The following is a 22,037-nucleotide window of genomic DNA, read 5'->3' as shown; positions in this document are numbered from 1 at the left end:
TATAAGATGAAAAGACTACAAATCTTCGAAAGCTTCTTCTCATTCCAACACATACAGTTTAAAATAAAAATAGGAATTAAGAAAGGGCTATGACGAATGGACCATGGAAAAAATAAAGGGTTCACCTTGGTTGAGGTACTAGCGGCGATTACGCTACTGAGTTTGGTGATTGTCGCTTTTTCACTGTCACTTGTACAGGCCCAACAAGTAGTGACCAATAATGGCCTCAGGCAAACAGCAATGCAGATCGCTCAAAAAGAAATAGCGAAAGCCGCGAAAAACCAGTTAGATATGAGTCAACTGACAGAAGTAGCTACTGAGAATAAACCGGAACAATCAATTGATGGGTATAACTGCTTGTTCGATTCCGATGCATCGACTTCGCAAAACGGTGGGACATACAAGGTCTATCTTTACCTCAAGAGTGATGAAGACAGTGGTTCTTCTTCGAATGACAGCAGTTTAGTGACCGAAGTTTCCCCAATGGTTGTGCAAGTGTATTATTCGCCTGAAAATTACGTTGAAGTTTATAACACATTAAATCAATAATGGACGCTCAATAAAAGAGGAGAGAACAATAAATGAGCGTAAAGCATGAAAATGGTTTGACCTTGATTGAGGTGCTTACAGCGGTGACACTGACGACCATTTGTGTCGTATTAATTTCTTCAATATGGATAGCCGTCGATCGAGCCGCAGATCGTACATTGACAGAAAATACGATACAGCAGGATGCACAGCTCGTACAAAAACGTGTTCAAGAAGCCTTTATCAATCGATCATCCGCTCCATTTTCTTTACAAGTGAACAATAACCATCAAGTTGTACTTTTGTATCAAGACGGAAAGAACCAAGTTGTCTCCAGTGATGGAATCAATTACAACGTGAAAGATCAACCGAATGGCAGCTATACTTGGCCGGAACAAACGGGCAGCACATCAGATAGTTCAGATGAATCGAACTTTTTCAGTTCAAGTAACGACGGCTCCCAAAGCCTGTTGGCTCAACCGATTCAACTTGTCGTTACCTCGGACAATGGCGCCGTCGGAGACTGGTCCTATGAATTAGATATTACGCTCTCTGATGCAGTTGGAACAGGAAATTGATGGTAGGAGGTGCTGAATTTGATGATGAAATTGGTGAAACAGATTTGTCAATCAAACGAAAGTGGGTATGCATTACTCATTGTCATGCTTGTCATCTCATTCTTGATGATTGCAAGCTTGTCGTTAATGGGTGTTTCCTATAGTCATTCGCAACAAATTACGCATGAGCAATACAGAGTTCAAGCGACGGATGTTGCGGAAATGGGAATGAAAAATTTTTCAACAAATTTAAATACACAATTAATGAATTTATCTAATGATTTAAATAGTGGAAAGACGACGATCGATACCAATGATTCAAATGATCCAACTAATTCAATGACAATTGAAGGTCAAATTACAAACAAAATTGAATCGATCGCGCAGTCAATTAACGCCAATACATCATTAAGTGCCTTGCAAAATCATCCTTCGAACAATTTGACTGTCCAAGCAGTTGATCCGGCAACGATCACGGGCCTGACGGAGCCTGGAAATGTCCCATTTAAAATTACCAGTTCCGGTGTTGTCAATGGCGTCAATAGGCAAGTCAGTCAAATGATAGTGATTAGTTATACCAAAAAAGTAAATACAACGACAGGCGATTCAGATGGAACAGGCATAAACGTTCCCAATGATTTTAACGGCAGTTTAACTATGGGAAATTCCCAGAATAGGTATTTACTTCAATACGTAGATAATCCACCGCCATCTTCGTCTGAAGTAAGCATTTCTCAATCATCAGAACCAGAAGATACACCACCGAACGTCAGTGGTGATGCGACGCCTGCAGCGCCCGATTACAGTAGTAAACTTGAAGGCCTTGTGGATCAATGGAATAGCTTTTTTACGAAGCTAATGAATAACAATCTATTAAGAGCTGATAATATTTATCTTGATAACCAGACCACTCGCTGTTACAAGCCAGTTATCAACGCTAACTTAGACAATTTAATGACAACCAAAATATTACCTCAGTTCAGTGCCCATCAATTGCAGCTTCCGTCTTCTGCGAATAATTTCACCTTGATTCAAAGCGGCGCAATAAATGGATCTCAAAAAGTATCTAAGGATTTAGCGAACAACGCTTCTTATAATCAAGATGTTAATTTTGCCCAAGGTGTTCAGGTGAATCAAAATTCTGGATTTAATGATAACGTTTCTGTTAAAGGCATGACGCAGTTTACGAAGGGGGTGTCTAGTGAGGTAAGAGGCAACTTAACGGTGAAGGGTGACCTCTTGGTCGGTTCGAATGCGACTGTTACATTTAATGGCGATGTCAACGTCAGCGGCAGTGTAGTTATCCTCCCCGGTGCAAAAGTAACTTTTGGAAGTGATTCAACGAATACGTTATGGGTTGGCAAAAGTTTCTGGACAACCGATGGTTCAGAAGTCACTGTGAACAGCAATTCGGAGATTACTAACGATTTTATTTCTCGACCTTCATCTCAGACAACTTTTAAGGGAAATGTGAACGCAGGAAGAAATTTTTTTATATATCCTTGGAGCAATACCGAATTTTTGGGTGATTGTTGGATAAATGGTGATGAATACGGTTGGTTTGGCGGCTCGGTTAAATTTGCAAAAAATGTATATTTCGGTGGTTCGATTTATCGTTCCTTTTTGTTTTCCGGTAGTGATAGCTATAATGGATATGTCTATATAAACGGATCGTTGAACGATACAGATTTTTTGTCCGCTTTGAATTCAAGTACGTTTGAACGTACGGTGTTTGTAAGAAAAAATGCTTATGTAAATGAAATGAATGGTGCATTAAATTTTACTCATGGCCTAGTGGTCGCAGGCAATGCAAATCTCAATGGAGGGGAAAGACTCGTATGGGGAAATCTATCCGCAACCTTATTAAATGGAACGATTAACATCAATCCAATCCATCAAGGGGATAATACATCGACGAGTCCCGTGACCACGACGACATACAACGTTTCACTGAATGCGACATTCAGTTCACCAGATTATACGTATGCCACAGCTCCGGATTCCAAATAAACTAAATAATACAGACCGTCGTATTCGCCCATTTTCAGCGTTACGACGGCCTATCGATTTTACAAACTTTATTTAGCCACTTTCTCCAAATTGCCGTTGGCGTCCATCTTGAAAGTGGTGCCGGAGACGCTATCCTGTTCCTGGAAGGCGACCATTCGCCGCGCGCGATCCATGATTCCGATTAACGCTTGATAGTCATCTTCGACTGTTTGCTGGCGTTGTTGGAGCGAGCGGACTTCATTTTCTAGCTCGTTGATTCTTTTTCTGAGCTGGTTATTTTCATGAACCAGGTGTTGGTTTTCCTCCCCAAGACGTTCGCTTGTCGCACTGCCTTTACGCAGGTCCTGAAGGAAGGCAATGACTGTGCTCAGGTCCAGTTCTTGCTGGGGGGAAGGTGGAACAAGCGGCATGATGAAATTTGGCGTTTCTTCCATCTCTATTGGTGTTTCTGCCGTAACCATGCTAACCGATTCCGTTGGATCCGGCAGATAAGCCGTTTCCATTGATGCAAAAGCTGGAGCGGGACGTAGCGTTTTTTCACGCTGCTCCGCTCTTTTCTTCTGCTTGCGCTGTTTTTTTGCGATCGCGATTGCCTGCTCGTATTTACGTCGGACAATCGCGTTCCAGCGGAAACCGCAGGCGGCGCCAGTTCGGTTCAACTTGTCGCCGACCTCTTCAAATGCGTCTAGTTGTGTGCTTCCTTCTCGGATGTGGCGCAGGACGGTTTCCGCCAGAAGCAGATCGTCTTCATGCGACCAAGCATCTTGTCTCACTTTTGTCATCGCAATAGCTCCTTCTTGCAGTCTCTTTGTCTTTTGTAAAAAGGATTGACAAGCTGCGAGTTTTTTATACAAAAACGCAGATTCGTGAGAAATGGAAAGATAAACTTGGCGTAGCCAAGTCTTTCTTTGCAAAAATTGTGCTCCGGCTGCTCGCTTGCCGCGGGCGCCGCGCGTCTCCTCAGACAAGCGAGAATCTGCGGGGTCTCACGCCCCTTCGCTACATTTTTTGTGCAAAATCTTATACATGCTTATCTTTTTAAAAAGATCAAGCCCTAGCCAAACAAAACAATGCGGCTAGGGCTTGATTTATCTGTCAATCTATTTTCCTTGATGATCACGCGCTTTGAAATAGTCAAGCCTTTTTTGTACCGTTCGTTCATAGCCGCGCGGCGACGGCTGATAAAAGTGCTTGTTTCGCAGGGCTTCCGGCAAATAGTCTTGCGGGACATAACCGCCTTCGAAATCATGCGGGTAAAGGTAGCCTTTTCCATGACCAAGTTTTGCCGCACCTTTATAATGCGCATCGCGTAGATGGAGCGGCACGTCGCCGGTACGCTCTTGTCGGACCGTTTCGAGCGCTTGATCGATACCGACGATCACCGCGTTGCTCTTTGGGGCAGTAGCCACATAGAGCGCCGCTTCAGCGAGTGGTATCCGCGCCTCAGGCAGACCGATAAAAGTGACGGCTGTGACCGCAGCGTTCGCGACAAGCAGCGCATTCGGATCCGCTAAGCCAACATCTTCTGCGGCGTGTATGAAAATGCGCCGGGCAATGAATTTCGGATCTTCACCGGCGGCGATCATTTTCGCCAGCCAGTAGAGCGTCGCATTCGGATCTGATCCCCGCATACTTTTGATGAATGCTGAAACCGTATCGTAATGATTGTCTCCTTTTTTATCGTATTGCAGCACTTTTTCCTGAATCGAGTCTTCGGCAACCGCGCGGGTGATATGGATGGCACCATCCGGATCCGGATCGGTCGTCAGCACGGCCAACTCCAATGCGTGAAGCGCGGTCCGACTGTCACCGCTTGCCACTCGGGCCAAGTGTTCCAATGCTTCGTCATCCGCGTGGATTGTGTACTCACCGTAACCACGTGCTTTATCAGCAATTGCCCGTTTCAAAATGGCGAGAATGTCCGCGTCGGTAAGTGATTCGAAACGGAACAGCCGCGCGCGGGAGAGCAGGGCTGGATTGATCTCGAACATCGGGCTTTCCGTTGTCGCACCGATCAGAATGATTGTCCCTTTTTCTACAGAAGGAAGCAGCGCGTCTTGCTGACCTTTATTAAACCGGTGGATTTCATCGATAAATAAGATTGTTTTCTGTTGATCGAATTTCAGACGTTCTTCAGCGGCAGCAATCACCTGGCGCAGGTCGTTGACGCCGGAAGTTACAGCGTTTAATTGCTCGAAATAAGCGGCTGTCGACTTGGCGATAATATGCGCGAGTGTTGTCTTTCCAGTCCCCGGTGGACCGAAAAAAATCATTGGCGTCAGTTTATCCGCTTGAATCGCGCGGCGCAGTAACCGACCTTTGCCGACAATCTGCTCCTGGCCGAAGAATTCATCGAGCGTCTCCGGACGCATCCGATCGGCGAGTGGACGGGCGGAATGAGCAGTTCTGCCATCATCTGCGCTATCAAAAAGATCCATCGGAATCATCCTTTTCTTAAATATTTCCTTCTATTTATGTAGCAGATCCAGGCTGTTTGGCGGACTGCGTGCAAGTTTTCACTTTTTCGTCTATAATAGTCTAGAGTTTGTTCTTTCATAGTTTACCATAAAAAGGGAGGGGCCATGTTGCCCGCTTTCTTTGTACATGGAATTAATCAGAAAAACGAAGGTTTAGCCGTCGTTCAATGGACTTAGCTCGCCAAGTTTTACTCAAAAAGATAAGTATGTAAAAAATTATCGCGAAAAAAGAGCAAAGGTGCGAAGGTGCGTCCGCGGCAAGCGAGCAACCGGAGCGCATTTATAAAGAACTTGGCAAGCCAAGTTTTACTCATTTGTTTGAAACAATGTTGTCCGGCGTATGAACGCGATCCGGAAGAACAAGAGGTGCCACGAGTGAAAATATCAACGAAGGGCCGCTATGGTTTGACGATTATGATGGCTCTTGCAAAAAATAATGGAAACGGCCCGCTTTCCTTAAAGGCTATCGCCAGCGAACATAATCTATCGGAACATTATCTGGAACAGTTGATATCGCCATTGCGTAACGCGGGACTGGTCAGCAGCATCCGCGGCGCATACGGCGGTTATGTGCTGACTCGGTTGCCAAGCGAAATTACGGCTGCGGACGTGATCCGTGTGCTTGAAGGACCGATTCAACCAGTGGAAGTGATGGACGATGATGATCCGGCCAAAAAAGAATTGTGGGTAAAAATCCGCGATGCGGTCAAGGATGTGCTCGAAGGCACAACGCTTGATGACTTGATTCACTATGACGATGATCCGCAGATTCAAGATCCAGATATGTTTTATATTTAAGACTTTGTTTAAATTTAATGTTTTTTTCTGACTTTAAAAGGCACTGTGTGAGACGCCTGCGGGAATAGCTTGCCTGACGGGCCTCGCAGATTCCAGCTTGTCTGAGGAGGCTCGCGGGTAGCGCCCGCGGCAAGCGAGCACATGGCAATTAAACGATTAAAAACAAAAGCAGATTTTAACAAAGGCCATATTTAAAGCTATCTTTTAAACAACTGTCATTGATAGACCCATGCTTCGAAAAAGACGTCTGTTTTTTTCGAAGCGAAAATAAATAATAAAAGAAACGCTTGTTTTTTCTTAACAGGCGCGAGGAACAACAAAGGAGTGATGAGGCATGGATCCGATTTATCTCGATCATGCCGCGACGAGTCCGATTGATCCGCAGGTTTTGGAAATTATGATCGACACGTATAAAAAAGTTATTGGAAATCCCGAGAGCATCCATTCATTCGGGAGACAGGCGCGGAAGGTCGTTGACGACGCCCGCCACGAAATCGCTAAGTCAATCGGCGCCCGCAGCCGGGAAATTGTTTTCACGAGCGGCGGCACGGAAGGCGATAATATGGCGATTATCGGCGCAGCGCGGGCGCGACAGGCGCTTGGTAAACATATCATTACAACCGATGTCGAGCATCATGCAGTTTTCCGTGCCTGCGAGTATCTGGCTTCATGCGGCTTCTCGATTGATTATCTACATGTGGATGCAAGCGGTCGTATCTCGCTTGAAGAATTAGAGGAAAAGTTAAGAGAAGATACGATTCTTGTCAGTGTGATGTATGGTAATAATGAGGTCGGCACATTGCAGCCGATTCGCGAGATCGCGCATTTGCTTGCTGATCATCAGGCACTTTTTCACACCGATGCGGTCCAGGCGTTCGGAACAGTCGATATGGACGTCAAAGACACGCCGATTGATCTGCTGTCGATGTCCGGACACAAAATCAATGGGCCAAAGGGAATCGGATTTCTTTATGTCCGTGATAGTGTTAGCCTGGCACCGATTACGCACGGTGGTGATCAGGAGCGGAAACGGCGGGCTGGCACCCATAATGTACCGGCGATCGCTGGTCTTGGGGAAGCGGTCGCGCTTGTACGCGCAAACTTAACCGATCGGATCAATACTTGCTTGAAACTGCGCCGAATTATGCTCGATGATTTAACAGCGGAAGGGGCTAACTTCCAAGTTAATGGCAACCCGGAACATTTTCTGCCGCAAGTCTTGAACCTCTATTTTCCAGGGGTGGCGATCGAGTCGCTACTGACACGGCTCGATTTGGAGGGCGTTGCTGCTTCAAGTGGTTCGGCTTGTACAGCTGGATCGGTTGAACCGTCGCATGTCCTCAGCGCAATGTTTGGAAGCGATGCGCCAGAGACGCGCAGTTCACTACGACTCAGTTTCGGAGTTGAAAATACAGAGGACGAAATCCACCGGGCAGCGCAGATTCTTGCCAAAACGGTGCGCGCGTTGTCCACAACGGGAAAGGCTGGTGAAATCAAGTGACGAAATCCCCCAGCGAGACGCGGGTGGTTATCGGCATGTCTGGCGGCGTCGATTCAACGGTCGCCGCACTACTTTTGAAACAAAAAGGTTATGACGTGATCGGTATTTTCATGAAGAACTGGGATGACACGGATGACAATGGCGTTTGTACAGCAACGGAGGACTATGAAGACGTGGTTCGTGTTTGCGGCCAGATTGGCATTCCTTACTACGCGGTTAATTTTGAAAAACAATATTGGGATCGTGTGTTTACTTATTTCCTCGAGGAATATAAGGCAGGACGGACGCCGAATCCTGATGTGATGTGCAATAAAGAGATTAAATTTAAAGCGTTTCTAGATCATGCGCTCTCACTCGGTGCCGATTATGTGGCAACGGGTCATTACGCCCGTGTCGCGGAAGATGCTGAGACTGGGAAGACGCTGATGTTGCGTGCGGCGGACCAGAATAAGGATCAGACCTATTTTCTTAATCAATTGGCACAGGATCAGATTGCGAAAGTACTCTTTCCACTTGGTGATCTAGAGAAACCGGAAGTGCGTGAAATCGCTCGCGAGCATCATCTGGCGACAGCCAATAAAAAGGATAGCACGGGCATCTGCTTTATCGGGGAACGTAATTTCAAGGAATTTCTTAGTCAGTACCTTCCGGCGAACCGCGGCGAAATTCGTACAGTTGACGGTGAGTTCAAGGGTTGGCATGATGGCTTGATGTATTATACGAATGGTCAGCGTCAAGGGCTCGGTATTGGTGGCCCCGGCGGCCCATGGTTTGTCTGTGGCAAAGATTTGGCGCACAATGTTCTTTATGTGGCGCCTGGCGCGGATCATCCGGCACTTTATTCTCAAGGACTTATTGCTGAAAAGATTAACTGGTTTAGCGGCGAGCCGAAGGATTCTGTTTTTCATTGTACGGCGAAATTCCGCTATCGCCAGAAAGATCGACCGGTGATGGTACATGTATTGGAGAATGGAAAATTAGAAGTTGTTTTTGACAATCTGGAATGGGCGATTACGCCAGGTCAGGCGGTTGTCTTCTATGATGGAGAGGTTTGCCTTGGGGGTGCGACGATCGCCACGGTACTCAATCCAGGTACAGACGCGTCGATAGATTTTGTAGACTCGGCACCGCTTTGATGGTGCGGGTCTTTTTCACATAATTTTATTCGTAAAATGTGGTGCATACGATCGGGCACCCGCGGCAAGCGAGCAGCCGGAGCGCATTTGTTACAAAAAGAGGACCTGGCTAAGCTAAGTTTTTCTCCAAATATAAGCGTGTCTATGATTTTTGCCGAAAAATACAGCGAAGGCGCGAGACGCCTGCGGGAAGAGCAGGACAAGGGAGACCCCGCAGGTAACTGCCTGTTCGAGGAGGCTCCCGTCCTGCCCGCGGCAAGCGAGCAGCCAGAGCACATTTGTTACAAAAAGAGGACCTGGCTAAGCTAAGTTTTTCTCCAAATATAAGCGTGTCTATGATTTTTGCCAGAGAATGCAGCGCAGGCGCGAGACGCCAGCGGGAAGAGCAGGACAGGGGAGACCCCGCAGGTAACTGCCTGTTTGAGGAGGCTCCCGTCCTGCCCGCGACAAGCGAGCAGCCAGAGCACATTTGTTACAAAAAGAGGACCTGGCTAAGCTAAGTTTTTCTCCAAATATAAGCGTGTCTATGATTTTTGCCGAAAAATACAGCGCAGGCGCGAGACGCCAGCGGGAAGAGCAGGACAGGGGAGACCCCGCAGGTAACTGCCTGTTCGAGGAGGCTCCCGTCCTGCCCGCGGCAAGCGAGCAACCGAAGCGCATTTGTTACAAAAAGGACCTAGCTACGACCAAATAAGTTTCAGCGAAAACAAAGAGACGAAGAACAGGGAGCGCGGATCGAATGAAGCAAGCGGCAGAGCAGGCCATCCGCCTGATTCAAGAAAAAAAATACAATGAGGCGGTTCATGTGCTCGAGCAGGCGATTGAAGCTGAGCCGGACAACCCAGAAGGTTATGTCAACTTCGGCAACCTGCTGATCGCAATGGGCGAAGCACACCGAGCGCCTGCCTTTTTCCAAAAAGCGCTGGACTTCGCGCCGGATGATGCGGCCGCATCGTTCGGACTCGGCAGTGCCAGTTTCGAAACAGAAGACTATGAAAAAGCCATGATGTATTTCGAACAGGCCCAGACAAAAGGGATGAGCACAAACGATTTGTTTTATATGGTTGGCCAGACCGCGTTGAAGCTGCACCACGACGGCCAAGCGCTTGCGGCGTTTCAACGGGCGGTTGAACTTTCCCCCAGCGACACAGCTTCGCGCTTTCAATATGGCCTAGCATTGGCGCATTTCGGGCAAATTGATGCAGCGGAAAAGGAATTTCTCAAGGTTGTGACCGAGAATCCACGCCATGCCGACGCATATTACAATTTAGGCGTGACGGCGCTTTACCATGAACAGGTGCCTGAAGCCAAACACTTTTTCCAAAAGGCACTAAACTATGAACCGCAACATATTCTCGCGGCGCATGGACTCGCTGTTGCACGGAAACATGAGGAAAGCTGAAGCGGACACTTTGATTTGAAAGGACGGCGGAACGATTGGAACAGACAGCCATGCATCTTTTTGCTGAGGGACGCCCCTCAATAAAAGGTGAGCCGACACATATCGTTTTCCAGAATAATGAAAACGGCTATACGGTGATGAACGTCCGGATTATTGAGTCGGATGAACCCGTTCAAGGCAAAGAGATAACGGTTGTTGGCTACTTCCTCGGCGTTCATTTAAATGAGCTCTATCAGTTCTTCGGAAAGCTGAAAACGCATCCTCGCTACGGCCAGCAATATGAAACGGACAGCTATCATAAATTATTGCCGCAATCGACGGCCGGTGTCATTCAGTATTTATCGAGTGACCTGTTTCCCGGAATCGGGCGCAAGACAGCGGAAACGATCGTGCAGACACTCGGGGACGAGGCGATTACGCAAATTTTAAATAATCCGGCTTGTCTGGATGCGGTGCCGAAACTTGATGAAAAAAAAGCAAAGCTGATTGCCGACACATTGCAGGAGAATGAGGGCCTGGAAAAAATTCTGATTGGTCTGTCTGATTTCGGATTCGGCGCGCAGTTGGCAACAAAAATCTATCAGATGTATGGCGACGAGGCGCTGGAGACCATTCACGACAATCCGTATCAATTGATTCAGGATATTGAAGGCATCGGTTTTCAGCGCGCTGATGAGCTGGCGGCAACGCTTGGCATCTCGGGCAATCATCCGGCGCGGATTCAGGCGGCCATTCTTTTTTGGCTGAATGAGCAGGCGATGAATGACGGCCATGTGTTTATGAACGAGGAAGAAACGTTTGAGGCAGCATCGCGTCTCTTGAATAACGGCGAACAGAATGTGACGGAGGACGCGATCTATCGCGAAATGGATGTACTCGAAGAAGATGGGAAAGTCGTTCGTGAGCAAGAAACAGTTTATCTGCCGCAACTTTATTATGCGGAAAAAGGTGTGGTGACCGGCATACAAAAGCTGGTGGCACAGGATGACGCGAGCGAGTTTTCAGAAGCAGAATTTCTTCAGGCGCTAGGCAAGGTTGAAGACCGGCTACATATGCAGTATGCTGACAGCCAGCAAAAGGCGATTCGAACAGCAATTAGTCAGCCGGTCATGATACTAACCGGCGGACCGGGCACTGGGAAAACAACGGTTATTCGCGGAATTGTCGAGGTCTATGCGGAGATGAATGGCTTGTCGCTTGAGCCGAAAGACTATGACGACGATCACCCGTATCCGGTACTGCTTGTGGCGCCGACGGGACGAGCGGCCAAACGGATGAAAGAGTCAACAGGTATTCCAGCGGTGACGATCCATCGTCTGCTTGGTTGGACCGGAGGGGCGAATTATGCGCATGACGAAGATTCGCCGATTGAGGGCCAACTGCTGATTGTCGATGAGATGTCGATGGTCGACATTTGGCTAGCTAATCAGCTTCTGAAATCGTTACCGGATGGCATCAAAGTTGTCATTGTTGGTGATGAGGATCAGCTACCTTCTGTCGGACCCGGTCAAGTGCTCAGCGATCTGATCCAATCACAGGCACTGCCTATTGTTCGCCTGACCGATATTTTTCGCCAGGCGCAAGGATCCTCAATTATCGAACTGGCGCACGAGATTAAAGAGGGCGCGGTGCACGATGTCCAGGAAAAACGTGCAGACCGCCGTTTTTTCCCCTGCGGTCAGGCTCAAGTGATTGACGCAGTCTGCCAGATTGCCGGCGGAGCGAAGAAGAAAGGCTATGCGCCGCGCGATATTCAGGTGCTGGCACCGATTTATCGCGGCAATGCCGGCATTGAGAAAATTAATGAAGCGCTTCAAGAATTGTTTAATCCGCCAAGCTCACAAAAACGCGCACTAAAATTCGGTGATCATAGCTTCCGCGTCCATGATAAAGTCCTTCAACTCGTCAATAATCCGGATGATCAAGTATTTAATGGTGATATCGGCGAAATTGTGGCGATTATCTACGCAAAGGAAACGACAGAAAAGGAAGATACCGTCGTTGTTGCTTTCGATGCCGTTGAAGTCAGTTATTTGCGCCATGATTTAAATCAACTGACCTTGGCCTATTGCTGCTCCATTCACAAGGCGCAGGGCAGCGAGTTTCCAATAGTGATCCTGCCGGTCGTCAAAGGCTATCATCGGATGCTCAAACGGAACCTGATCTATACAGCGATCACGCGCAGCAAGGACTATTTAATGATTTGCGGCGATCAGGACGCTTTGAATCAGGCGATAGAGCGTAATGATGTGGACCAACGCCATTCGCATCTAGCTGAGAAGCTGCGGGAACGACTGTCTCTAGATGATGCGCCGACGTTGGCGCCAGGCAACAATAAAGAATCACAGCAACAGATACCTAAAATTTGAGCCAGCTGGGAAGCGTGAACCGTCTGACTGGAAAAATTCAGCAAACTTCGCTAAACTTCCAATAAGCAGAGAAGATTTTCTGATCAGCGTATGCCTGAAGGCGAATCAGAAAATTTTTTGATCAGAAATGAAAACGCTAACAGGGGGGGCGCTGCAATGGCAAGACTGAACACGGAAAAAATTCCGCAGTGGAAACGCCAAATGGCCGGCCTTCATAAGTCATTCAGGCAGCATCATGATACGGAGAATACCATCCGGCTTGAAGAATGGTATAAAAAATCAGTGATCGATAATAAAATTGTGCTTGCTTTTTGTGGCCATTTTTCCGCGGGAAAATCCAGCCTGCTGAATGAAATTCTCGGTGATCAATTTCTGCCATCAAGCCCAATCCCAACAAGCGGAAATCTCGTACGGATTCAGTCGGGCCGTCCCGCGATTGTTTTGGAAACCCGTGCTGGAGAAACGGTGGCGGTACCGGAGCACTATCCGATTGAGAAGTTGCAAAGTCTCCTTCGCGATTCAGAGACGATTCATAGCATTGATGTTCAGCTAAACAATGCGTTGCCGCCTGGTGTTGTCCTACTTGACACGCCCGGTGTTGATTCGACGGATGAGCGCCATCAACAAGCGACCGAGCAGGCATTGCATCTGGCTGATGCTGTTTTTTATGTGACGGATTATAACCACGTCCTGTCCACGGTTAATTTCCATTTTTTAAAGAAGCTGGAGGAGCTCGGCAAACCGTATTATCTGCTGATTAACCAGATAGACAAACATGACGATCGCGAAGGCTCAATTTCTGCTTTTGTAGCGCGAGTTGAGAACGCTTTAAATGAGTGGCAGCTGCGGCCGAGAAAATTGTTCTGTCTATCGCTACGTGATAAAACAGTGCCAGGTAATGCGATCAAAGGATTTCTTGCCTATTTAAAGAAAATGATGGCAGAGTTCCCCGTTTCAGCCACCCAAGATTCGCGTATCAGCCAAGGATTAGCGGCGCTCGTTGCCGGGCATCGTGCCTTTTTGAAAAACCGTTTCATGCAACTTTTGCAGGCGAACCATTTGGATGCGGCTCCTGAAGAAGCCGTGCTCAGCGGTTCGCAAGGGGCGATCGATCATCTGGAAACAGAAATTGCTGGGTGGGAAGAACAAGCACGCGTGTGGCTGGAACAGGCTGAGCGAAGTCTAGCACAGACCGTACAATCGGCAATCTTGACACCCTACGTTGTACGCGAAGCAGCACAGGCTTATCTCGCATCGCTCGACCCGCAATTCAAAATTGGCTGGTTTGCCGGGCGTAAGAAAATTGAAAAGGAACAGGAGCGCCGCCTGAATAATTTCCTAGAACTTTATCAAAAACAGGAACAGACAATGGAATGGGCGGTCAAAGACGCTTTGGATCGACTTTATCGCGCTGCCGGTCATGAAGCTGTTGCCATTTTTTCCGGGGTCACTCTGGAAGAGTTGAAAAAAATTATTAGCGAATCGGTTTCTGGGACAGTGGAAAACAATGGCGCTTTTCTGCTGCATTATGCGGACCGCATCGCTGAACAGACGAAACAGCAAATTAAAGCCAAAGCGCGTGTCAATCTCCGCGAACTGAATACGTGGCTCGACGAGGGACGTCAGGGACGGCTGATTCAGCTACGGAAGCAACTGGCAAAGGAGAAGCAGCGCTATCAGCTGCTGGCAAAGGTGCGTAATGAGAAAGCGCTTCTTGATACGGCACTTCAGCAGATGGAGCAATTACTTGCTGATCCCAACAGGGTTGCAGCGACCGATCTAGCCCTGCTTGCAGCGGCGGTGCGTGAAAAAGAAACACGGATACAGCATTTAACAATAGAAACATTCCGTCAAAAGTACAGGGTGGGAAAAACGAACGTCGATACCGAGGCACAAACAACAGAATTTGTCGTGCCTATATTGGAGACAAGCCGCACTTCAGACGTGCCATGGCAGGAATTGTTGCGGCGCGCTGGGGCGATTCTTCAGCCGATAGACGGATTCAAAAATGCGGCGGATACTTTGAGACAAACGGTGTCGCGACTTGAGCAGAAAACATTCACGATCGCGCTCTTCGGTGCTTTTAGTGCCGGAAAATCATCATTCGCTAATGCATTGCTTGGTGAGGAGCTGCTACCGGTCTCTGCGAACCCGACAACGGCGGTTATTAACCGAATTCAACGATCCGAGAATTCGCATCCGCATGGTACGGCAGTTGTGCAGATGAAGCGTGAGCAGGATCTCTGTGCGGAAATCAATCAGGTCCTTTATCTTTTTGACGAGAAAATTGCTCAGCTGGACGAATTGCAAACGCTCTTGCCAAGGCTGAAAGCGGCGCATCCTGAGCCGGCGCGTATTCCTCAACTGACTTATCTGCAAACACTGGCTAGTGCCGTCAAAGTGTTTAATAAGGAGTGGGGCTCCCTTGATGAGCTATCGATCGCAGCTTCAAAAGAGCGGATTGCAGATGAACGCGTCGCCTGCTTAATAGACAATGTTACGATGTACTACGATTGTCCGTTTACGAGACAAGGCGCGGTTCTTGTCGATACACCTGGATCGAGTTCAATTCATGCGCGCCATACGGAAGTTGCCTTTCAATGGATTAAAAACGCAGATGCGATTCTCTTTTTGACTTATTTTAATCATGCATTTGCACGGGCCGATCGTGAATTTCTGATCCAGCTTGGCCGTGTCAAGGGGACGTTTTCGATCGATAAGATGTTTTTCATCATCAACGCGATTGATCTTGCGCAAAACGCGCAGGAAAAGCAGGACGTGATGCGTTATGTCCAGAATCAATTACTTCGATTTGGCGTTCGTCAGCCGAAGTTATACGGGGTGTCGAGCAAAAGGGCATTGCAGGAACAGAAAAACGGTGGCACGCTAACCGCAGATTCAGGCTTAAAATCGTTTCTTGATGACTGGCAGGATTTTGCCGAAAGTAAGCTGTTGCGTCAAGTGGCAGTGTCTGGGTTGTCGGTGATTCAGCAAACGACCGATCAGATTGGCCGATTGCTTGATGATCTGCAGCTAAATGGCGCGGCCAAAAAGCAACGAATGGAATTATTGATTCAACAAAGAAACACGATCAGTGAAGCAATTAGTGCGCTGCCGCTCACTAAGCGGATGCAGGACATCAGTCAGCAGAGTGACGAATTGTTTTTCTATATCAAGAAGCGGCTGATGCAGCGGGCGCACGATGAATTCTCACAGTTTTTCAATCCAGCGAATTTTTTTGAAAAGGATCGTTCAACTAAGGAGATCTTGTATCAAAGCTTGAAAGAATGGTTGGATTTTCTTTCCTTTGATTTGGATCAGGAATGCCGGGCAACTTTTCTGCGTATTGAAGCATTAATGGGTAAGCTGCATTTGGAAATCCATGAAAGGTGCAACACGATATGTGCTAAAGAGGGATTGGGGATCAGCCTGTCTATCGAACAGGCGTCATTTGCCAGTCCGTTGGTTCACAATCATCTAAAGGAAAAGAACATTTCCACGCTGACGACTGTTTTTAAGTTTTATAAAAATTCAAAACAATTTTTTGAAAAAGATGGCGCGCAATTGATGCGGGAAGCGCTGGAGGATTTGCTTGAACCATTTGTCTCTGAAGTTCTTGAACGAAACCGTGCCGACTGTGTTGCCGATTATCTGAAGCAATTCGATGAAACTGCGACGCGGCTAAAGCAAGCTTTTCAAGAACAGGTGTCGCAGGCAGCTGACCGTACACTGCAAATGCTTCAGGTGGAACCACAATCTGCGCGTTCGCTGTTGACAGAAGCGCATCATCAATTAACAAAGCTTTACACAGAATGAAGAAAAGGTGTCTAAGGTCGATACAACTGACTTTCGACACCTTTTTTATGGAAAACTATGTTTCGTTTCATATTGTTTTTTTTACCAAAGGCAATGTGTGAAACGTCTGCGGGAACAGCATAACAGACGGGCTTCGCAGATTCTAGCCTTTCCGAGGAGGCTCGGGTGCGCCCGCGACAAGTCAATGCAAGTAGCAGGAGCAGATTGCTTGAAAAGGATTTGGCTACGCAAAGTTTAGAATTAAAAGATTTCAGAGGGATTAAGAATAAGACACGCTAAGGCTTTGCCATTTCTTTCAGAAGATATACAGCGTGTAGCCTGTGACGAAGAGAATTGTAAAGCAGAGGAAGAAGAGTAGTTTAACCAATCGGCGAAGTTTTATTCTCCTGATCCGCAGGCTAATGAGAAAGACAAGAGCATTGACCAGAAGCAGCGGAGAATAGGCCAAAACATAGGTGATGGCGGTGATACCAACACTATCCGTTGAGAACGCAGCAAGTATCGTGGCCGGATAATAAATAACGAGCGCCAAAAGATTCACAAAACAATAAAGTAGCAGCAAAGCCACAAAGGATTTTATCATTCGTTGCCTCCTCCAAGGTGCGGATTATATTGTTTGCCACACACGAAAAGTCAACAGAACAGGGTCATCAATGACTGACTTTATGCTTTCTTTAAGTTTACCATAGACTGCCTGTCTGAAGGCAGTCAGACGGATGCATGAAAAGGTGCGCCCGCGTCAAGCGAGCAACCGAAGCCCAATTGTTGAAAAAGGATTTGCTATGCCAAGTTTTTCTGAAATGGAGCGAGCATCGGATCTAATAAACAAATTGACAGGTATAAATCGATGATGAATCGGGCAATGATGCAATTAATACTTGAACAGAAGATGAGGTGTAAGTCATGCATTGCCCGAATTGTGCAAGCAAAAATATTGGTAAAATTAGCACCAACCAGTTTTATTGTTGGAATTGTTGTATTGAACTGACACTTGAGAATGATAAATTATTATTGAGCCAGGTAGAGGAAGACGGAACATTGACTTCACTCGATGATCTATTCGACGATACGCAGCGAGAGGCGAAAGCAAACGGTTTCTGATGCTTCCTCCAACGAAACAGCAGTTTGTTGATCGACTTTTGTCTAACGAAGCGATCAACTTTTCCAAGTTCTAATGAATGTTTCAGCCGTGGGCAGACTAATCGTGGAGGGGTTGCCGATGCGTAAATGGCCTGCGATACAATGGATTAAAATTCTGAGCATTATCCTGCTTCTCTTTCTGAATGGCTATCTTTTTTATCGGTTGTTGCCGATGATCGGCGTCATTTCCGGATTTGTGATCCGCGTTTTGTTTCCTTTTGTTGCGGCTGCGATCATTGCCTATTTGCTGCATCCAATTGTAGCTCGGCTGCAGCGCCTCGGGATGAAGCGGACGCTTGCCATTCTTTTGATCTACTTCGTCTTTTTTGGCACAATCGCTTTGTTGCTCTATAAGGGCCTGCCGGTGTTGATTCATGAGCTTAGAGGGCTTGACAACCATTTTGCCAAATATGAAAAGATCTATCAGAAATCACTCGATAACGTTTATGGCTCGACCCCTGAAGCGGCTCATGACCAAGTGAACAAGGCACTGGTTCGCCTCAGACACAGCATGGTCATGCTTTCAGAACGAATTATGGATTGGTGCGCGGGCTTGATTCATTCGCTGTTCACCCTATTTATTATTCCGTTTCTCGCTTTTTATTTTCTGAAAGATTCAGACAGTATTCTGCGCGGCATCCTTCATCTCATTCCTAGCCGATGGCGCGATCAGACCGCGCGATTATGCAAAGAAATGGATGTTTCGATTGGCAATTACATCCGCGGACAATTGACCGTTTGTGGTATTCTAGCAATCATGGGCGCAATCGGTTTATGGTTGCTGAAAATCCCGTATCCGATCGTTTTCGGCTTTTTTATCGGCGCAACCGACTTGATTCCCTATTTCGGACCGATTATCGGCGCGGCGCCGGCTGTTCTGATTGCGACCACACAATCTTTCTATGCCGTGCTTGGCGTCTTGTTGCTAATTATTATCATTCAATTTCTTGAGAGCAATGTCGTCGAACCGCTTGTTGTCGGGAAAAGTGTGGATATTCATCCGCTTTATATCATGCTCTCGCTTGGTATCGGCGGTGAATTGGCTGGCATTATTGGCATGCTGCTCGCGATTCCTTGTTTCATTGTCATCCGCACGTGTTTTCATCACTTGCCAGGACGCCGCCAAGAATTGACAAATAAGGGACAACTCAACTATAATAACGGCAGAATAATGAAACCGAGACAAAAAGAATAACAGATAAACGAGTTGGGTTGCAGGTATAAGGCAGCTGATCCCTTCTAAATCATGCGTTCTCGGCGGATCAAAGGTTCGGTTACTGAAAATGTCTCTTCATTTTCACGGCATGAAATGCAGTGCTCAGGCGGGATGCTTTCGTCCTTACATGGTATAGGATGAAAGCTTTTTTGTACGTTAAGAAAGTATAAAGATAACAAAGAAATGAAGTTTAAGGAAAACTAAGGCTTCGCCGTCGTTCGGGGAACTTGGCTAAGTCAACTTTTTCTGTTTCTTTAAGAATGTTAAAATTCAAGGAGTAGCGGACAAGGGTTCACAAAGGTTTCTTCTGTTTACGCGCTTGGTGAAACTCAGTTTTCTAATCAGCAATGAAAAGATATAATAAGAGTGTTTTGCAAAATGAGTGGGGGTTTGAATGATGAAACAGCTCAGTTCATCTGAGGTCAGGCAAATGTTTTTGGATTTTTTCAAAGGAAAAGGGCATTCGATTGAGCCGAGTGCGTCATTGATTCCAGTCGATGATCCATCGTTACTTTGGATTAATAGTGGTGTCGCGACTCTGAAAAAGTATTTTGACGGCCGCGTTGTGTCGCCAAATCCGCGAATTTGCAACGCGCAGAAGGCGATTCGGACCAACGATATTGAAAATGTCGGCTATACGGCACGCCATCATACATTTTTTGAAATGCTCGGCAATTTCTCGATTGGCGATTATTTCAAAAAAGAAGCCATCAGTTGGGCCTGGGAATTCCTGACGAGCCCCGATTGGATCGGTTTTGAACCGGACAAACTGTCTGTGACGATTCACCCGGAAGACGATGAAGCCTATGATCTTTGGCATAATACAATCGGGCTGCCGGATAATCGGATCATTAAACTGGAACATAATTTCTGGGATATCGGCGAAGGCCCGAGCGGTCCGAATACGGAAATTTTCTATGATCGTGGACCTGCTTTTGGTGACGACGCGAATGACCCTGAACTTTATCCGGGCGGTGAGAATGAGCGCTATCTAGAAATCTGGAATCTGGTGTTCTCTCAGTTCAACCATAATCCAGACGGCACCCATACGCCGCTGCCGAAGAAGAACATTGATACAGGGATGGGCTTGGAACGCATGGTCAGTGTGATCCAGGATGCGGAAACAAATTTTGACACGGATCTATTCCTGCCGATTATCCATAAGATTGAAGACTTGTCAGGCACCACCTATAAACAAGGCGATATGAATACCGCCTTTAAAGTGATTGCCGACCATGCGCGCACGGTTACCTTTGCAATCGCTGATGGCGCGCTGCCTTCGAATGAAGGTCGCGGCTATGTGCTCCGTCGCTTGATTCGCCGTGCCGTCCGCTATGCGATGGATATAGGGTTGAACAAACCATTCCTCTATGAGTTGGCACCGATTGTCGGTACGATTATGAAGGACTATTATCCAGAAGTGTTGGCTAAAGTTGATTTTGTTGAAAAAGTGATTCGCGCCGAAGAAGCGCGTTTCCAGGAAACCATCCATGAAGGTATGGCGATTCTGAAGCAACAAATCGAAGCGGCACGTACCGCTGGCAAGAAGACGCTGTCCGGTAGCGATGTTTTCAAACTTTACGACACATTCGGCTTCCCTGTTGAACTGACAGAAGAATTTGCCAAAGCTCAAAGGTTGGAAATCGATCAACAAGGATTTGAACACGAACTCGATGAACAGCGCACGCGCGCGCGCGCCGCACGGCGTAACCAGAAATCAATGCAGGTGCAGAGCGACACCCTGCGTAATATTACGGCGAATAGCCAATTCGTCGGTTACGCACAGTTTACAGTCGAAGACGCAAAGGTGATCGCATTAATTCAGGACGATGAAACGACAGATAGCGCTGAAGCAGGCGCTGAAGTGCGTCTGATCCTTGATCGCACACCGTTTTATGCGGAAAGTGGCGGCCAGGTTGCCGATAAGGGGACATTGACTAGCGGTGGAACGGTGTTACGCGTTCTTGATGTACAGAAAGCCCCAAATGGCCAAAATCTCCATACTTGCCGAGTGGAAGAGGGGACTGTTCGCGTCGGCGATCAGCTGATCGCAGCCATCGATCAGCCGGCAAGGCTTTCGGCACAAAAAAATCACACGGCAACGCACCTTTTGCATCAGGCTTTGAAAGATACACTTGGCAAGCATGTCAATCAGGCCGGGTCGTATGTCTCGCCTGATCGGCTGCGCTTTGACTTTTCCCATTATGGACAGGTTACTGAAGAGGAACTTGAACGTGTGGAACAGATTGTTAATGAAAAAATCTGGGAACAATTGCCGGTGTCGACGACAGAAATGCCGCTTGACGAAGCGAAGGCACTTGGCGCGATGGCGCTTTTCGGTGAAAAATATGGAAAGATTGTCCGTCTTGTGAAGAGCGGCACATATAGCCTTGAATTGTGCGGTGGTTGCCATGTCCGCAATACAGCGGAAATCGGCGTGTTTACCATCGTCTCCGAGAGTGGTATTGGCGCTGGCACGCGGCGAATTGAAGCGCTGACCGGCAAAAGTGCTTATCAGAAACTACTTCAGGACAAGCTGCAATTGAAGGACCTTGGCCACGAGTTGAAAGTGACGCCTGATCAAGTGCCTGAACGGGTTGAATCGCTGCAGCAGCAAATCCGCAGTCTTGAGAAGGAAAACGAGGCATTAATGGTGAAATTAAGCCGTGCCAAGAGCGGCGAGTTGGAGCAAGCGGTGAAAAAAATCGGTGATGTCGCCTATCTTGCTGCAAAAGTTGATACAATGGATATGAACCAGCTGCGTAATATGGCCGATGGTTTGAAAAACCGTTTTAAATCGCTGATTGTTGTTTTGGCTTCAGTTGATGGCGAAAAAGTGCAACTCGTTTCCGGAGTTACGCCCGATTTGATGAAAAAAGGCTTCCATGCGGGCAAGATTGTTAAAGAAGTAGCTGCTGTCTGTGGCGGTGGTGGCGGTGGCCGTCCAGATATGGCTCAGGCTGGCGGTCGCCACCCAGAGAAAGTCGGGGCCGCGCTTGATAGTGTCGCTGGGTTGATTGAAAAAGTCGCAGTCGGTTAAGTGCTATTGAATAAGACACCGCTACTTTTTGACGAAAATTCGTTTTG

General features: G+C 47.3%; 15 protein-coding genes. 12 read left to right on the top strand and 3 right to left on the bottom strand.

Annotated elements, in window-relative coordinates; translation table 11 throughout:
- Positions 1–96: 96 nt before the first annotated feature.
- The 3 genes from JOC27_RS04140 to JOC27_RS04130 are packed head-to-tail and all read left to right on the top strand — an operon-like array spanning position 97 to position 3,095.
- Positions 97–549 carry a prepilin-type N-terminal cleavage/methylation domain-containing protein gene (locus JOC27_RS04140; protein WP_205005742.1) on the top strand — a complete coding sequence of 151 codons (453 nt, stop codon included), beginning with the start codon at positions 97–99 and terminating at the stop codon, positions 547–549.
- Between the two features lie 32 nt (positions 550–581).
- Positions 582–1,106, top strand: coding sequence for a type II secretion system protein (locus JOC27_RS04135; protein ID WP_205005741.1), 525 nt, complete (start codon positions 582–584; stop codon positions 1,104–1,106).
- Between the two features lie 21 nt (positions 1,107–1,127).
- Entirely contained in the window at positions 1,128–3,095 is a 1,968-nt protein-coding gene (locus JOC27_RS04130; protein WP_205005740.1) for a polymer-forming cytoskeletal protein, read from the top strand.
- Between the two features lie 68 nt (positions 3,096–3,163).
- On the opposite strand, the gene JOC27_RS04125 is transcribed toward JOC27_RS04130, so the two are convergent.
- Both JOC27_RS04125 and JOC27_RS04120 read right to left on the bottom strand, forming a co-directional pair.
- The gene (locus JOC27_RS04125) at positions 3,164–3,877 is read right to left on the bottom strand and encodes an RsfA family transcriptional regulator (RefSeq protein ID WP_205005739.1); all 714 of its coding nucleotides are present in this window, start codon (positions 3,875–3,877) and stop codon (positions 3,164–3,166) included.
- Positions 3,878–4,195: 318 nt separating this feature from the next.
- Positions 4,196–5,533, bottom strand: a complete 1,338-nt coding sequence (locus JOC27_RS04120; RefSeq protein ID WP_205005738.1) for a replication-associated recombination protein A — start codon at positions 5,531–5,533, stop codon at positions 4,196–4,198.
- A 414-nt stretch (positions 5,534–5,947) separates the two neighbouring features.
- Between JOC27_RS04120 and cymR the strand changes: the two genes are divergently transcribed.
- From cymR to JOC27_RS04090, 6 genes are all read left to right on the top strand, one after another.
- Complete coding sequence (cymR, locus tag JOC27_RS04115) at positions 5,948–6,370, top strand: cysteine metabolism transcriptional regulator CymR (protein ID WP_205005737.1); 423 nt, start codon at positions 5,948–5,950, stop codon at positions 6,368–6,370.
- Positions 6,371–6,704: 334 nt separating this feature from the next.
- Positions 6,705–7,871, top strand: a complete 1,167-nt coding sequence (locus tag JOC27_RS04110) for a cysteine desulfurase family protein (RefSeq protein ID WP_205005736.1) — start codon at positions 6,705–6,707, stop codon at positions 7,869–7,871.
- Complete coding sequence (gene mnmA, locus JOC27_RS04105) at positions 7,868–9,007, top strand: tRNA 2-thiouridine(34) synthase MnmA (RefSeq protein WP_205005735.1); 1,140 nt, start codon at positions 7,868–7,870, stop codon at positions 9,005–9,007. Before JOC27_RS04110 ends, mnmA begins: the two co-directional genes overlap by 4 nt.
- A 739-nt stretch (positions 9,008–9,746) precedes the next feature.
- On the top strand, positions 9,747–10,409 hold the full coding sequence (locus tag JOC27_RS04100) for a tetratricopeptide repeat protein (RefSeq protein WP_205005734.1): 663 nt from the start codon (positions 9,747–9,749) through the stop codon (positions 10,407–10,409).
- A gap of 35 nt (positions 10,410–10,444) precedes the next feature.
- Positions 10,445–12,778, top strand: a complete 2,334-nt coding sequence (gene recD2 / locus JOC27_RS04095) for an SF1B family DNA helicase RecD2 (RefSeq protein ID WP_239529572.1) — start codon at positions 10,445–10,447, stop codon at positions 12,776–12,778.
- A gap of 156 nt (positions 12,779–12,934) precedes the next feature.
- Complete coding sequence (locus tag JOC27_RS04090; RefSeq protein WP_205005733.1) at positions 12,935–16,594, top strand: dynamin family protein; 3,660 nt, start codon at positions 12,935–12,937, stop codon at positions 16,592–16,594.
- Positions 16,595–16,889: 295 nt separating this feature from the next.
- On the opposite strand, the gene JOC27_RS04085 is transcribed toward JOC27_RS04090, so the two are convergent.
- Positions 16,890–17,177, bottom strand: a complete 288-nt coding sequence (locus tag JOC27_RS04085) for a hypothetical protein (protein ID WP_205005732.1) — start codon at positions 17,175–17,177, stop codon at positions 16,890–16,892.
- A 320-nt stretch (positions 17,178–17,497) separates the two neighbouring features.
- On the opposite strand from JOC27_RS04085, the gene JOC27_RS04080 reads away from it, so the two are divergent.
- The 3 genes from JOC27_RS04080 (at position 17,498) to alaS (ending at position 21,990) form a co-directional block, all read left to right on the top strand.
- A complete protein-coding gene (locus tag JOC27_RS04080) occupies positions 17,498–17,695 on the top strand; it encodes a hypothetical protein (RefSeq protein ID WP_205005731.1) in 198 nt (65 codons plus the stop codon).
- 118 nt (positions 17,696–17,813) lie between these two features.
- Positions 17,814–18,929, top strand: a complete 1,116-nt coding sequence (locus JOC27_RS04075) for an AI-2E family transporter (RefSeq protein WP_205005730.1) — start codon at positions 17,814–17,816, stop codon at positions 18,927–18,929.
- A 418-nt stretch (positions 18,930–19,347) separates the two neighbouring features.
- Entirely contained in the window at positions 19,348–21,990 is a 2,643-nt protein-coding gene (gene alaS, locus JOC27_RS04070) for an alanine--tRNA ligase (protein WP_205005729.1), read from the top strand.
- Positions 21,991–22,037: the final 47 nt, after the last annotated feature.

It is taken from the genome of Sporolactobacillus spathodeae, assembly GCF_016908935.1.
In the GTDB taxonomy this organism is placed as follows: domain Bacteria; phylum Bacillota; class Bacilli; order Bacillales; family Sporolactobacillaceae; genus Sporolactobacillus; species Sporolactobacillus spathodeae.
The sequence above is the reverse complement of the archived record's forward strand: the minus strand, read 5'-3'. Positions and strand labels throughout refer to the sequence as shown.

Excerpts from the sequence above, each read along its gene's own strand:
- JOC27_RS04120 (WP_205005738.1), bottom strand. The coding sequence starts at position 5,533 with ATGGATCTTTTTGATAGCGCAGATGATGGCAGAACTGCTCATTCCGCC.
- JOC27_RS04110 (WP_205005736.1), top strand. The coding sequence starts at position 6,705 with ATGGATCCGATTTATCTCGATCATGCCGCGACGAGTCCGATTGATCCG.
- JOC27_RS04085 (WP_205005732.1), bottom strand. The coding sequence starts at position 17,177 with ATGATAAAATCCTTTGTGGCTTTGCTGCTACTTTATTGTTTTGTGAAT.
- JOC27_RS04130 (WP_205005740.1), top strand. The coding sequence starts at position 1,128 with ATGATGAAATTGGTGAAACAGATTTGTCAATCAAACGAAAGTGGGTAT.
- JOC27_RS04135 (WP_205005741.1), top strand. The coding sequence starts at position 582 with ATGAGCGTAAAGCATGAAAATGGTTTGACCTTGATTGAGGTGCTTACA.
- JOC27_RS04080 (WP_205005731.1), top strand. The coding sequence starts at position 17,498 with ATGCATTGCCCGAATTGTGCAAGCAAAAATATTGGTAAAATTAGCACC.
- alaS (WP_205005729.1), top strand. The coding sequence starts at position 19,348 with ATGAAACAGCTCAGTTCATCTGAGGTCAGGCAAATGTTTTTGGATTTT.
- JOC27_RS04090 (WP_205005733.1), top strand. The coding sequence starts at position 12,935 with ATGGCAAGACTGAACACGGAAAAAATTCCGCAGTGGAAACGCCAAATG.
- JOC27_RS04075 (WP_205005730.1), top strand. The coding sequence starts at position 17,814 with ATGCGTAAATGGCCTGCGATACAATGGATTAAAATTCTGAGCATTATC.
- JOC27_RS04100 (WP_205005734.1), top strand. The coding sequence starts at position 9,747 with ATGAAGCAAGCGGCAGAGCAGGCCATCCGCCTGATTCAAGAAAAAAAA.
- JOC27_RS04140 (WP_205005742.1), top strand. The coding sequence starts at position 97 with ATGGACCATGGAAAAAATAAAGGGTTCACCTTGGTTGAGGTACTAGCG.
- JOC27_RS04125 (WP_205005739.1), bottom strand. The coding sequence starts at position 3,877 with ATGACAAAAGTGAGACAAGATGCTTGGTCGCATGAAGACGATCTGCTT.